The organism is Maritimibacter sp. HL-12 (assembly GCF_900177545.1).
In the GTDB taxonomy this organism is placed as follows: domain Bacteria; phylum Pseudomonadota; class Alphaproteobacteria; order Rhodobacterales; family Rhodobacteraceae; genus Sinisalibacter.
Window position 1 is genome coordinate 455,820 of the sequence record NZ_FXBQ01000001.1, and the last position, 13,056, is coordinate 468,875.

Below are 13,056 nucleotides of genomic sequence, written 5' to 3' on the forward strand. Positions count from 1 at the left end.
TCAGAGCTTGCCACTCGCCGAGAGCATGATCGCGAAGGGCCGCGTGGCCCTGATCTCGGCCAGCACGAGCACGAGGCTGGTGGTGAGTGGCACCGCGAGAATCGCGCCGGGCAGGCCCCAGAGCGCCGTCCAGAACGCCAGCGCGAGCAGCACCACCAGAGGCGAGAGGTTGAAGGTGCGCCCCATCAGCCGCGGTTCGAGGAAAGACGCGACATAGGTTTGCAGGAAGGTGAGCACCACCAGCGTGATCGCCGCCATGCCCAGCGTGCCGAACTGCGCGAGGCTGAGCAGCACCGGAAAGATCACCGCGATCAGCGAGCCTACGTAGGGAATATAGTTCAGCACCGCGATCAGGATCGCCCAGAAGAACGCGAACTCGATGCCGATGGCCCAGAGCGCAACGTAGGAAAGCCCACCGAGGATGATGTTGATCATCGTCTTGACCAGCAGGTAGGTGCCCACCCGGTCGTTGATGCGGTCAACCAGCGCCAGCGCCTGGTCGCGCTGCTTGGTGTCGCGGGTGGCCAGATCGAACTTCTTGGCGAACTGGATGCGTTCGGCGAACAGGAACGAGGCGTAGAGCACGATGAAGAAGAAGGTCGTGCCGAAGCCGCGAAGGTTGTTCAGGATCGTCGGGATCCATTCGGCTGTATTGATCTGGCCGATGGTGGCGTTCTGAAAGGCAACCCACGTCGGTTCGCCCTCGATCCCGAAAGTGGTGGCATAGCGCGCCACGAGCGCGTCGAGGTTGTTTTCGTAGCGCGGGATCTCGTCCAGCACCCGAGCGAGGCTGGTGGTAATGAACATCCCCAAAATGAACAAGGCGACGGAAAACCCCACCAGTAGGATGAGCCGCAACAGCCAGGCCGGTGCATACCGCAGCACCGGACGTTGTGCGAGCCAGTTGGTGGCCTCTGAAAGCACGTAGATCGCGATGATCGCGGCAAGCACCGGAAGCAGCACCGGCTTGCCGATCCAGAGAAGCCAGCCGAACATGATCGCCAGCGCCGTGCCGTATGTGAGCGTCGAAAGGTTCATGGACGCAAAAAAGCAGATCGACGCGGCGAGTGCGAGGCAAATCCGCAACTGGGTGGCAAGCCTGGTGCCGCCGACCGAAAAGATGGCGCGGGCACCATCTTCCGGCACGAGAGAGCCGATGTCCCGGGCAGATCGGGTAACCTCTGGCATCCGACCGTCCTGGCAGGCTGGCAAGCCGCGGGCGGGCCCGATTGTCAGCCGAACAGGATCAGCCGCGAGCTGGCGATCGACCAGATGACGACGACCCCGAAGATCGCGAAGCCGACGAGCGCCTGCATCACCTGGCGGCGCAGCACGGCTGGCAGCACTGCCTTGAGGCTCTCGACCTGCGCGAAGGGGCGCAGGCTGCCCGCCCCGACCGCAAGCGCGGTGGCAACAAACAGCGGCAGGTAGAGCGCATAACCCACATAGCCGTAATCCGGCTTGAGAATACAGAACGGGCAATGGTGGTTGGGGTGGTCGTAGATATAGAGCGAGATCACAGAGACGATGGCCACCAGCGCGACGAGAAAGAAAGCCGCACCCGCCAGCGCGAAGACGCCGTGGCCGCGCCCGCGCCACAGGCTCACGGTGCCGGCAAGCGCCACCGCAAGCCCCGCGCCCGCGAGCAGCCAGAGCGCGCGGGCCGGGTCCATCCCTGTCATCTCCGACGCGATCCCGTCGTTCGCCGCGGTGAAGACCTTCGAGCAGCAGGAGGTGATCACGTCGGTTTCGAGGTTGAGAAAATAGGTCAATTGCACCGCCGCACTTGCCACCACCAGTGGCGCGATGGCGAGGATTGCGCCGTATTTCAGCCGGGTGAGCGGATAGTCGTGCCCAAGCCGGTCGGCGCGGTCGAGCATCAGCCAAACCGAGGCGGCGAAAAACACGGCGATCTTGAGATAGAGCGCGGGGAACCCCCAGTCGTTGGCGCTGAGCGTGCCCACCGCGCACATCGCGCCGACGAAGAGCGGTGCCATGCGGTCGGCGTTGAAGACGAAGAGCACCAAGGCGGCGAGTTCGGCCAGCATCACGAAGCGGAACAGGGTGGAGACAAGCTCGGTCGCGCGTTCGAGCTGCAACTGTTCGCGGCTGCCGCTGGCGAGGTTCCAGTGCCGGAGCACGCGCAGGGCGAACCAGCCGCTCCACAGCGCCACCGCGCTGGCCAGCGCCGAGACGAGCAGGAGCGCGAGGATCGGGGTTTGAAAGATCATGCGTATTCTCCCACGATCCGCCCGTCCTGCATCGAGATCACCGCGTTGACGTGATCCGCCTGCCAGATCCGGGGGTCATGGCTCGTCATGATCACGGTGCGGCCCTCGTCGCGCAGCGCGCCTACGATATCGAGAAAGCGGTGGGTGAGGTCGGTGTCGAGGTTGGCGGTGGGCTCGTCGGCGATCAGGATCGGCGCATCGTTGATCAGCGCGCGGGCGATGGCGGCGCGCTGGGTTTCGCCGCCCGAGAGGTATTCCACCGGCATGGCGGCCTTGCCGGCGAGATCGAGCGCCTCGAGCCGCGCCAGCGCCCGCGCCTCGACCTCGCGCGGGTCCTGCCCCAGCGGGGCCGCGGGCAGGGTGACGTTTTCGAGCACGCTCAACCCCCGGATCAGGTTGAAGCGCTGGAACACGAAGCCGAAGGTGCTGCGCCGCTCCTCGGTGAGAAAGCGTTCGGGCAAGCCCGAGACGAGCCGGTCGTCGATCAGCACCCGGCCCGATGTGGGCCGCGCCATGCAGCCGATGATCGAGAGCAGCGTGGTCTTGCCGCTGCCGGAGGGCCCCTTGAGCACGGTCACCGCATCGCGGACGATCTCGAGGCTCACCTCGTCAACGGCGCGCACCTCGCCGGGGCGTCCTTCGTTGTAGAGCTTGGTAACGGTTTGAAGCGATATCATCGGGAGGCCTTTCAGCGCATGACCTGGTCGGGATCGGCGGCGGCGACGCGCCAGACCGGCACGAGGGTGGCGGCGGTATAGGGCAGCACGGTGATCAGGAAGAGCGCGGCGATCTGCACCCCGTCGAAGCGCGGTGTAAGCGCGAAATCGGGGTAGATCACCGACCAGCCCTTGAGGATCGGTGCGAACAGCCCGGCCTGGAAGGTGAAGACGTGCAGATAGCCCGCCAGCGTGCCGATCAGGAAAGCGCCCGCCGAGATCAGCGCGCCCTCCCACAGCTTCATCGCGATCACGTCGGTCATGTTCCAGCCCACCGCCTTCAGAATGCCGATCTCGCGGGCCTCTTCCGCCGACAGGCCCGAAGCCTTCTCGGCGGCGAAGATGGCGAAGGCGAGCAGCGCCGCCGCGGCGAGCGCGACCATGATGCCCTCGCGCCACGAAAACAGCTTCTGGTAGGTGCGCGAGATGTCGTCGCGGGTGATGAACCGTGCCTCGGGCAGCAGGGCACTGGCCTTGGACATGATGGTTTCGATCTCGCGACTGTTGCGGACCGTCACTGCGATATCGGTATAGACACCGCCCGGAAGGCCGAAGAAATCACGAAAATCCGCCTCGTTCAGCAAGATCAGGTCGGTCGACACGAGCGCGCTTTCGGAACTGATCCGCTCGACCACGTCGAAGCGCACGAGGTCGCCGGAATAGCGGCTGAGAAACAGCGGCGCGGTCTCCCAGAACATCCCGCGCACCCGTGGCACGCCTTCGCCGATCATCGCCTCGCCGGGGGCCAGCACGCGGTCGGGGTCGAGCGGCACCATCAGCGTGTAGTTGGCACCGTTCACGCTGTCGTAGAAGTAGCCCCAGAGCCGCCCCTCGACGCGGGTGACACCGCGGATCGCCGCGAGATCGTCGATCACGTCGCCCTTGATCATGTCGTGCCGCCCCATCGCGAGGTTCTGCACGATCAGTTCGGGCGCCTCCGCGAGCACCGTGTCGGCCTCGTGGCGCAGCGCTGAGGAAAACAGCAGCGCCGAGGCGACGACGAAGACCACGAGCGCATAGATCACCACCAGCCCGATGTTCTTGCCCCGCCTGCGGGCGAGGGCGGCAAGGGTATAGTCGGCCAGCGCGCGCTGGCGGCGGAAGGCTGGGGTCATCGGATCACCTGCGCTTCATCGAAGCCGAGCGTGCCCCGGCCGAAATTGCGGTTGAGGGGCGCGAAGGTGCCCGAGGGGAAATGCTCGAATGACATCGGATTGTCCTGAAACGGCGCATGGAGGTCGGCCATCGCCGGGTGACGGGTGTAGCGCGCCTCGGTGAACAGCGCGAGATCGGTCAGCCCGACCGTTCGCACCAGCGCGGCGGAGGCTTCCATCCGGGCCTGCCCGGGGGCCTTCGAAAGCGCCGCGTGCAGGGCCGCGAGCGCGAGCCCCGCCGCCCCCGCGCCGAGGAGCGCGAAGGCGACGCTGGAACGCCGCAAGCGGGGGCGGGTGCTCATTCGAAACGGCCCGCGTCGAGGCCGACGAGCATGTCGCCGGTGACATCGCCGAAGGCGACGAGCCGTTTGCCGCGATGGTCGCGCATGTAGTCGGTGGCGTCGGCCTCGGTCATCAACGGCACCAGCTCGTGCCCCATCGGGCCGAGCACGTCCGAACCGATGGCATAGAGCGCGTCTTCGGCTGCCACCAGTTTGAGGCCGTAATACTCCGTCACCCCCATCCCGGCGATCTGGTCGCGGCTGCGGCCGGGCGCGTATTTCTCGAGGTCGTCGAGGTATTTGAAGAAGTCCTTGGCACCGTCGAAATGCACCGCCTCGCCGTCATCCCAGAGCACGGTGGCCACCCATTCGGGATACTTGGCGACGAACATGCCGCAGACCGGGCAGGTATCGCGCGGGCCGGGCGCGGGCAGATCCACCGGTGCGGCAGCGGCACGGGCGGAGCGGGGGGCAAGGCCGATCCCCGCCAGCATCGCGGCGGAGGAGAGCGTGGCAAGCAGACGCCGACGGTCGGCGCGGTGATCGTGCGATTGGCACATGTTCAATCCTCGCGTTCAGGGAAGCGGCCGCCCCGGGGTGAACCGGGGCGGCCTGAGTGGCTCAGTTGCCGGAGGCCGCGCGCGCCTTGCGCTCGGCGCGGCGGGCCCGGATCTTGATGGTGCCTTCCGCCATGTCGGCATAGGCCGCGCGCAGGGCGTCATCGAAGCCGACGATGCGCGTGCCCTCGGCTTCGGCGGCGGCGGCCTCGGCCTTGGAGGCATCGCCGTAGGCCCATTTCGAATGCGCCGTCATCGTGCCCGCCTTGGCGGGGTTGAGGACATAGGCCATGTCCGCCGTATCGACGAGCGGCTTGATCTCGGCCTCCGCGCCGGCATCGCCGGCGTAGATCGTCTTCGGCCCGCGATCCATGTTGATCGACAGGCTGATCGCCGCGCAATGCAGCGAACAGGTGCCATCGACGGTGTCGTCGTCATAGACGATGAGGTGGCGGGTGTGACTCCATTGCTGGCGCACCATGCCGCAATAGGGGCAGCGCGGGTATTTCTCGAACTCGTTTTCCAGCGGCGCGGTGTCGACCTTGAGGAAGCTGGCGGGGCCGTTCTCGGCCGTCCAGTCCCACGGGGCCTGCATCTGGGCCTGGGCATTGGCTGCGCCGGCGGCGGCGGCGAGCGCACCGGTGGAGGTGGTAAGAATGAATTGGCGACGGTTCATGATGATCGTCTTTCCTGTCTGGGTATGCCGTGATCAGACGTCCACACAGGCCACGCCTGGATCAGGCGCGGGCGGGACGTCGCAAGATACGCGGATTACGCGGTGACCCGAGCCGTCGTCGAAGGGACGTACAACAACGGCTCAGGCGCGCGCCATGACAGGCGGGCCCCGGATCGGCCTCGGGCCGGGAAAGCGGGCCTCGGTCAGCGAGGCCGTCTCGAATTGCAGCCGGATCACTTCGACCGGGACGACATCGAAGATCGGGGAGTCGAGGGAGACCGGCTCTCCGAAGGCCATGACAGAGGCGTTTTCGCAGATCGGGCAATCATGCGAGGGATCGACCGGCCCTTCGCCCAAGGCGATCACCTCGATGCCGTTGCCGGTGCAGATCTCCATGAACCCGAACCGGGCGTCGGGCGCAGCCTTGCCAAGAGCTTTCACAGCCACCGCGCCGATATGGTCGGCGTAGAAAGCGAATTGCACCAGCATCGCCAATAACGCCAGCGCGCGGGCCACCGGGCCAGCGACAGCGTGAAGCGATATCAGGCGGCGCACCTGCATCGGGTGTCGTACTCCCGCGACGGTTTCCGGTTTCAGATCTAGGCGGTGGCAACTGGCCGCTCAATTCGCCAATTGGTCGCAACGGCTGCACCTTTCGGGATTGTCGATCTCGACGGCAGAGCTGCCCGGCGGACACCCGCTGGGGGTTTTGGCGATCCCTCCGGCCACCGCCTCCCCTATCGCATTGCCCCGAGCGGTCTGGTTTGCGATAACCGCGTTGGACAGTCCGGGGGGAATCATGGACGGAACCGACGAACAGCATTGGGGCCCGTTCGGCCGGCCCCTGTTCGAAGATCCCTCGGCGCGGGCGCTCTCGCGCGTTGGTGTGCTGGATGTCGGATCGAACTCGGTGCGGCTCGTGGTGTTCGACGGCGCGGCACGCTCACCGGCCTATTTCTTCAACGAAAAGATCCTATGCGGCCTCGGTGCGGGGCTCTCGGAAACCGGCAAGCTCAACCCCGAGGGCCGGGTGCGCGCGATGGCGGCGATCAAGCGGTTCAAGCTGCTGGCCGAGGCCATGGACCTGCCGCCGCTGTCGGCCGTTGCCACCGCGGCACTGCGCGATGCCGAGGACGGGCCGGGATTTCGCGCCGAGATCGAGCGCGAAACCGGGATCCGGCTCTATGTCATCGACGGCGCGGAGGAGGCCCGGCTTTCGGCGCAGGGCGTTCTGCTGGGTTGGCCCGAAGCGGAGGGGCTGATGTGCGACATCGGCGGCTCCTCGATGGAACTGGCGGAGATTTCCGGCGGGCAGGTCGGGCGGCGGCTGACCTCCGAACTCGGGCCGCTCAAGCTGACCTCGGTGAAGGGCGGCAAGAAAGGCCTGAAAGCCTACGTGAAAACCGTCATGGAGCGGCTCGCCGGCGAGATCGGCACCCGGCCCAAGCGGCTCTACCTCGTCGGCGGATCGTGGCGCGCGATTGCCAAGCTCGACATGCTGCGGCGCAACTACCCGCTCTGGGTGCTGCACGAATACCGGATGACGCCGAAGGAACTGGGCAAGACGCTTGACTGGATCGCGGCCTCCGACCTCGACGAATTGCGCGTCAGAACGGGCACATCCGGCGCGCGGATGGCGCTGGTGCCGGTGGCGGCGGTGGTGCTCAAGCGGCTGGTGCGGACCTTCCAGCCGCGCGAGATCGCGGTTTCGGCCTATGGTATCCGCGAGGGGCTTCTCTACGAACAGATGCCCGACCAGCTCCGGATGCGCGACCCGCTGATCGAAGCCTGTCGTTTCGCCGAGCAGAAAGACGCGCGGATTCCCGGCTTCGGCAAGGGGCTCTACGAATTTCTTTCCCCGCTCTACAAGGGCGCGAGCCCGGCGCGGCTGCGGATCGTGCGTGCCGCCTGCTACCTGCACGATGTAAGCTGGCGCGCCCACCCCGACTACCGTCACGAGGTGACCTTCGAGGCGGCAACCCGTGCCAACCTCGGCGGGTTGACCCACGAGGAGCGGGTGTTTCTCGGCGTCGCGTTGTTGCACCGCTACAAGTCGAGCCGGGCGGATTGCCATTTTGCCGATGTCTTCACCATCCTGCCCGAACGCGAACTGGCGAAAGCCGAGGTGCTGGGCAAGGCGATGCGGTTCGGCGCGATGTTGGCGGTGGACAAGCCGCACGAGAAGGCGGCCCTGCAGTGGCGGCCTAAGAAGCGCGAGTTGCACATCGAGATTGACCGCGACGCCGCCGATCTGCTTGGCGAGGTGGCGCGGGCGCGGCTCGATGGGCTGGCGCAGGCGCTCGGGGCAGAGGCTGTGGTGAAGATCCGGGGCTGAAGCCTCAGATATCGGTTTCGCCCGTTTCCGGCTCCGCCATCGGCTTGCGGCGGATGATGATATCGCCGTTCGGCAAACGCTCGGGCGGCTGGAACTGGCTGAGATCGCCGAGCCAATCGGTCAGCTTGCTCCAACCTTCTTCGCTTTCATCCATCAAGCCGCGCAGGAGCAGCCTCATCCCCTCCGAGAGCATCTGGGCACCCTCGGAAACCTGCGGGTTGGGCTGAGGCGCATCGTCGTCGGCCAGCGCAAAGGCCGGCGCGAAGGCGAGCGCGGCGACAAGGGCGTAAACAGGCATGCGATGTGTCATGACGCCTATGTGGGGGCGCGTGCGCGCGCTGTCAAACCGGCTCAAAGCGAAAGATCGAGGGTGACCGGAAAATGGTCGGAGGCCATCAGCAGCGCCTCGCGCAGTTCCGGCGTGTTGTAGCAGTCGGGGTCGTCGAACGGGTGCCAGATCCGCCAGCGCTGACCGGCCCCGGCGCGCAGATCCAACGACACCATGATGTAGTCAAGCAGGGCTTCGAGGTAGCGCTCTTCCTGGTGAATGTAGAACCGCGCGGTAACCGGGATTGCCCCGGCGCGGCGGGTGAAGGCCAGCCGGGCGTTGGGATCGTAGAGCCTCGGGCCGCCGTCTTCGCCCATCACGATCTCGACCCCGGAGCGGCCGAAGAGCTTTTCGTATTCATCGAGGCCGGGGCCATCGTTGAAATCGCCCAGCACGATCAGCGACTCGCCCGCCGCAAGGTGCTGCACCACGCGCTGGCGCAGCCAGACGCATTGCGCAAGCTGCTTGCGCCGGTTCTCGATGCCGAGCCGCATCGCCTCGTCGGGGCTTTCCGCCCCGATCGGGGCCTTCGATTTCATGTGCACCCCGATCATCCGGAACCGCCGCCCGGTTTCCTTCACCGTCACCAGCGCCTCGAGCGGCGGCTTGGAAAAACGGATCAGTTCCGGCTGGGCGTCGGCGTCGATATCGAAGCGGAACACCCCGTCGAAGCGCGGCGCGTCGCGCGCCCCTTTCTTGCCGGTTTCATCGCCTTGCGGATCGTGCACCGCGTCGAACACATCGGGGTTGTAGAGCAGCGCGATTTCCTGCTGGGTGTCATTGCGAAACCCGAGCAGCGCCTTGCGCGCGCGCAGCCCGTAGGCGTGGGCGAAAGTTTCCAGCGCGCGCACGGTCGAACGGCGGCGGTTGTCGTCCGGGGCCTCGATGACCATGATCGCGTCGGCGTCCATCGCGGTGAAGACGATGCCGAGCGAGGCAAGTTGATCGCCGCGCTTGACGTCCTGCCGGGCCGACCAGTCGTGATCTTCCAGAAGCCCGCCTTCATCATCGAACAGGGAATTGAACCACTCGATGTTGTAGGTCGCAATGCGTAACACGGGCCTTGGCCTCCTCGCGTGGCACAGCCCGAGCATAAGGTGTTTCCATGGTGTTTTGAAGCGCGGCGCGTCGGGTGCGCCGCAACCCCGGGCCAGCGGTTCAGAACAGCGAGCCCTGTTCGGGGGGCGGTTTCGGCGCGGCCTTTTTCGCCGCATGTTTCACCCCACCGCCATCCGGCGCAAACCTGCCATCGGAAAACTCGATTTCGAGGCTGGCGGCGGCCTTGGCCGCCTTTGCGCTGGTCACCACCGCGCCGTCGCCCCGCACCACGGCATAGCCGCGTTTGAGCGTTTCGGTGTAGCCGAGGGTCTGGCGGGTGCGGTCGAGGCTTTCGAGCCGGTCGCGCCAGAGGCGGGTTTGGGCCGAGGCGGCGCGGGCGAGGCGCGCGGAGAGCGCCTCGAACTCGCGGGCACGCCGGGCGCGGGCTTCTTCGACACGGGCGGGATCGAGACGGCGGGCGCGATCCTGCAATTCGCGCGCCTTCAGCCCGGCGGCCCGCGTCAACGCCGGGGCCAAACGGCCGGCGGCGCTGGCGAGCCGGTCGCGGCGCCGGTCGATCCGGCCGGTGAGCAGGCTCGGCCGCAATCCGCCCGCGGCGCGGGTAAGCCGGACATGGCCGAGATTGGTAAGCGCCCTGAGCGCGGCGGGAAGCCGTTCGCCCGCGCGATCAAACCGCTGGCGGGGGCCGTCGAGCAGCGCATCCGGGCGCGGCAGCAGGCGGGACAGGTCGGCAAGCCGCTGGCCGCGGCGGGTGAGCCATTGGGTGAGCGCGGCGGTGAGACGGGCCTCCTGTTCCGCCGTCCAGGCCAGCAGGTCTCGGCGCACCGGCACCGCCATCTCCGCGGCCGCCGTCGGCGTCGGCGCGCGCCGGTCGGCCGCGAAATCTATCAGCGTGGTGTCGGTTTCGTGCCCCACCGCCGAGATCAGCGGGATCTTCGAGGCGGCGGCGGCGCGAACGACGATTTCCTCGTTGAAACCCCACAAATCCTCGATCGACCCGCCCCCGCGCGCGACGATGATGAGGTCAGGCCGGGGCAGCGCACCGCCGGGGGCGAGCGCGTTGAACCCCTCGATCGCGCGCGCCACCTCCGGCGCGCATCCGGCGCCCTGCACCGCCACCGGCCAGATCAGCACCTTGCGCGGGAACCGATCACGCAGCCGGTGCAGGATATCGCGGATCACCGCGCCCGAGGGTGACGTGACCACGCCGATCACCTCCGGCAGATAGGGAATCGCCGCCTTGCGCTCGGGGGCAAACAACCCTTCGGCGGCGAGCTGGGCCTTGCGTTTCTCCAGCATCGCCATCAGAGCGCCAACGCCCGCGGGCGCAATCTCCTCGATCACGATCTGGTATTTCGACTGCCCCGGGAAGGTGGTGAGCCGCCCTGTCGCGACCACTTCCATACCTTCCTCGGGCTGGGTGGCGAGGCGACCGGCAACACCCTTCCAGATCACCCCCGACAGCACCGCGCGATCGTCCTTGAGATCGAGGTAGACATGGCCCGAGCGCGGCCGCGAGACGCGGCCCACCTCGGCGCGCACGCGAACATGGGCGAACTCGCCCTCGATCATGCGTTTGACCGCGCCGGAGAGCTCGGAGACGGTGAATTCCGGCGCGTTGCCGGCCTGGGAAGGGTCGTCGATCAGGTCCATGGCCGCGAGACTAGCGCCGGGCGCGGCGCGGGGCCAGTGCCGATCTCCTGTCTCAGTGGCCCTGGGACTGGTTCAGGAAATGGCTGAGATCGTCGCTCAACCGATCGCCGAAAGCGCTGCGCTTGCGGCTGACATGGGCGAAGTAGAGATCAAGCCCGTAAAGACCCAGCGCAAGGCCGATGCCGCCAGCAAGGATCAGCGGTTGGCCCTGTGCATAGGCAACCATGCCGGACAGACCGAGGATGACCGCGTGGGCGACAAGCCAGCGCGGCACCCGCGGGCGGACCCCCTCTGGCCAATAGAACCGGGGCGGGTTCTGGCCGAACTCGGCGCGATAGGCGGCGCGGGTTTCGTGGTAGGCCCGTGCCGCGCCGAGCATGCGGGTGGCGTCGTCGAGCGGCAAGGCCTTGCCGACAACACCGTTGCAGAACAATGCGTATTCAGGGCTTTGGGCGTGCATCTGCCAGGCCCGACGAATTTGCGGCGGAACCACGCGGGGCGCGTCGGTGATCGCGGCCAGATACAGAAAGCGGCGGTATTCCATCTCGATCTCGCGCGCCTCGGAAAGCGGCAGATCGCTCGCCAGTGCCAGCGCGCAGTGGAATTCGCGCCCGTCGCGCGTGGCCGGCAGCGGGGCCATGCGGATGCGGCTCCAAAGGAGCGAATCTGTCATCTCGCCGTTTCGGGGCGCGGATTTCTTGGCGCTGAACATCTGGGTTGCCACTCGACTCGGGTTGTCTCGGAACCGTCTTGGGCATAGACCCTGCCACAAAAATGCGACCACAAAAGGGCGGGCGATGAACATTCTTATCCTCGGTGGCGGCGGGCGCGAACACAGCCTTGCCTGGGCGGCGAAGCAGAACCCGAAATGCGACCGCCTGATCGTCGCCCCGGGCAATGCCGGGATCGCCGAGATCGCCGAATGCGCCGAACTCGACATCGAGGATGGCGGCGCGGTGGCGGAGTTCTGCGTCGAGAACGCCATCAACTTCGTTATCATCGGCCCCGAGGCCCCTCTGGCGGCGGGGGTGGCCGACCGGCTGGCCGAGGCGGGTGTGCTCGCCTTCGGTCCAAGTGCGGCGGCGGCCCGGCTGGAGGCCTCGAAAGCCTTCACCAAGGAGATCTGCGACGTCGCGGGGGCGCCCACGGCGGCTTGGGCACGGTTTACCGATGCAGAGGCGGCGAAGACCTACATCCGCGCGCAGGGCGCACCGATCGTGGTCAAGGCCGACGGGCTCGCCGCCGGCAAGGGCGTGATCGTCGCCGAGGACGAGGCCGGCGCACTGGCCGCCATCGACGAGATGTTCTCCGGGGCGTTCGGCGATGCCGGGGCGGAAGTGGTCGTCGAAGAGTTCATGACCGGTGAGGAGGCGAGCTTTTTCGTGCTCTGCGATGGCGAGAACCTGCTGCCGATCGGCACCGCGCAGGATCACAAGCGCGTCGGCGAAGGCGACACCGGGCCCAATACAGGCGGCATGGGGGCCTATTCCCCTGCCCCGGTGCTGACCGAGGCCGTTGCCGCGCGCGCGATGGACGAGATCATCCGCCCGACGATGAAGGTGATGGCCGAGCGCGGGATGCCCTACCGGGGGGTGCTCTATGCCGGCCTGATGATCGAGAACGGCCAGCCGCGCCTGGTGGAATACAACGTCCGCTTCGGCGATCCGGAGTGCCAGGTGCTGATGATGCGGCTCGGCGCGCAGGCGCTCGACCTGATGCTGGCGGCCGCCGAGGGGCGGCTGGGCGCGGCGCAGGCGATCTGGGCCGACGATCACGCGATGACGGTGGTGATGGCGGCGCGGGGGTACCCCGGCGCCTACGAGAAGGGCAGCGAGATCCGCGGGTTGGAGCGGGTCGCGGAGGACTCGCGCCACATGGTGTTTCACGCTGGAACCGCCGAGGTGGCGGGCCGCGTCACCGCCACCGGCGGCCGGGTGCTCAACGTGACCGCGCGCGGGGCCAGCCTTGCCGAAGCGCAACGCGAGGTCTACGCGATGGTCGACCGGATCGACTGGCCAGAGGGGTTCTGCCGCCGCGATATCGGCTGGCGGGCGTTGTGAACTGCG

At 67.2% G+C, this 13,056-nt stretch carries 14 protein-coding genes; 2 read left to right on the forward strand and 12 right to left on the reverse strand.

The annotated features are described in order from the left end of the window. The 8 genes from B9Y97_RS02280 to B9Y97_RS02315 form a co-directional block, all read right to left on the reverse strand. A complete protein-coding gene (locus tag B9Y97_RS02280; RefSeq protein ID WP_254900829.1) occupies positions 1-1,188 on the reverse strand; it encodes an AI-2E family transporter in 1,188 nt (395 codons plus the stop codon). Between the two features lie 44 nt (positions 1,189-1,232). Continuing rightward, positions 1,233-2,231, reverse strand: a complete 999-nt coding sequence (locus B9Y97_RS02285) for a hypothetical protein (RefSeq protein ID WP_085525238.1) — start codon at positions 2,229-2,231, stop codon at positions 1,233-1,235. Beyond that, a complete protein-coding gene (locus B9Y97_RS02290) occupies positions 2,228-2,908 on the reverse strand; it encodes an ABC transporter ATP-binding protein (protein WP_085525239.1) in 681 nt (226 codons plus the stop codon). The genes B9Y97_RS02285 and B9Y97_RS02290 overlap by 4 nt, the downstream gene beginning before the upstream one ends. 11 nt (positions 2,909-2,919) lie before the next feature. Next, positions 2,920-4,062 (reverse strand): ABC transporter permease, encoded by a 1,143-nt coding sequence (locus B9Y97_RS02295; RefSeq protein ID WP_085525240.1) that lies wholly within the window; start codon positions 4,060-4,062, stop codon positions 2,920-2,922. Further along, positions 4,059-4,403, reverse strand: a complete 345-nt coding sequence (locus tag B9Y97_RS02300; protein ID WP_085525241.1) for a hypothetical protein — start codon at positions 4,401-4,403, stop codon at positions 4,059-4,061. The genes B9Y97_RS02295 and B9Y97_RS02300 overlap by 4 nt, the downstream gene beginning before the upstream one ends. After that, the gene (locus B9Y97_RS02305) at positions 4,400-4,942 is read right to left on the reverse strand and encodes a nitrous oxide reductase accessory protein NosL (RefSeq protein WP_254900830.1); all 543 of its coding nucleotides are present in this window, start codon (positions 4,940-4,942) and stop codon (positions 4,400-4,402) included. The genes B9Y97_RS02300 and B9Y97_RS02305 overlap by 4 nt, the downstream gene beginning before the upstream one ends. A gap of 61 nt (positions 4,943-5,003) precedes the next feature. Then, positions 5,004-5,615, reverse strand: a complete 612-nt coding sequence (locus tag B9Y97_RS02310) for a nitrous oxide reductase accessory protein NosL (RefSeq protein WP_085525242.1) — start codon at positions 5,613-5,615, stop codon at positions 5,004-5,006. A gap of 141 nt (positions 5,616-5,756) precedes the next feature. Further along, positions 5,757-6,176 (reverse strand): hypothetical protein, encoded by a 420-nt coding sequence (locus B9Y97_RS02315; protein WP_139828203.1) that lies wholly within the window; start codon positions 6,174-6,176, stop codon positions 5,757-5,759. Positions 6,177-6,414: 238 nt separating this feature from the next. Here B9Y97_RS02315 and B9Y97_RS02320 point away from each other — a divergent pair, with 238 nt between their 5' ends. After that, positions 6,415-7,950, forward strand: coding sequence for a Ppx/GppA family phosphatase (locus tag B9Y97_RS02320; RefSeq protein ID WP_085525244.1), 1,536 nt, complete (start codon positions 6,415-6,417; stop codon positions 7,948-7,950). A gap of 4 nt (positions 7,951-7,954) precedes the next feature. Here the strand turns inward: B9Y97_RS02320 and B9Y97_RS18305 are convergent, their stop codons facing one another. From B9Y97_RS18305 to B9Y97_RS02340, 4 genes are all read right to left on the reverse strand, one after another. Beyond that, positions 7,955-8,260: a hypothetical protein gene (locus tag B9Y97_RS18305; RefSeq protein ID WP_085525245.1), complete on the reverse strand. Its 306-nt coding sequence runs from the start codon at positions 8,258-8,260 to the stop codon at positions 7,955-7,957. A gap of 41 nt (positions 8,261-8,301) precedes the next feature. Then, positions 8,302-9,372 carry an endonuclease/exonuclease/phosphatase family protein gene (locus B9Y97_RS02330; RefSeq protein ID WP_085525246.1) on the reverse strand — a complete coding sequence of 357 codons (1,071 nt, stop codon included), beginning with the start codon at positions 9,370-9,372 and terminating at the stop codon, positions 8,302-8,304. Between the two features lie 64 nt (positions 9,373-9,436). Next, a complete protein-coding gene (gene xseA, locus B9Y97_RS02335) occupies positions 9,437-10,990 on the reverse strand; it encodes an exodeoxyribonuclease VII large subunit (RefSeq protein ID WP_085525247.1) in 1,554 nt (517 codons plus the stop codon). 52 nt (positions 10,991-11,042) lie between these two features. After that, the gene (locus B9Y97_RS02340; RefSeq protein WP_139828204.1) at positions 11,043-11,663 is read right to left on the reverse strand and encodes a glycine-rich domain-containing protein; all 621 of its coding nucleotides are present in this window, start codon (positions 11,661-11,663) and stop codon (positions 11,043-11,045) included. Between the two features lie 124 nt (positions 11,664-11,787). Between B9Y97_RS02340 and purD the strand changes: the two genes are divergently transcribed. Next, on the forward strand, positions 11,788-13,050 hold the full coding sequence (gene purD, locus B9Y97_RS02345; RefSeq protein WP_085525249.1) for a phosphoribosylamine--glycine ligase: 1,263 nt from the start codon (positions 11,788-11,790) through the stop codon (positions 13,048-13,050). Positions 13,051-13,056 lie beyond the last annotated feature (6 nt).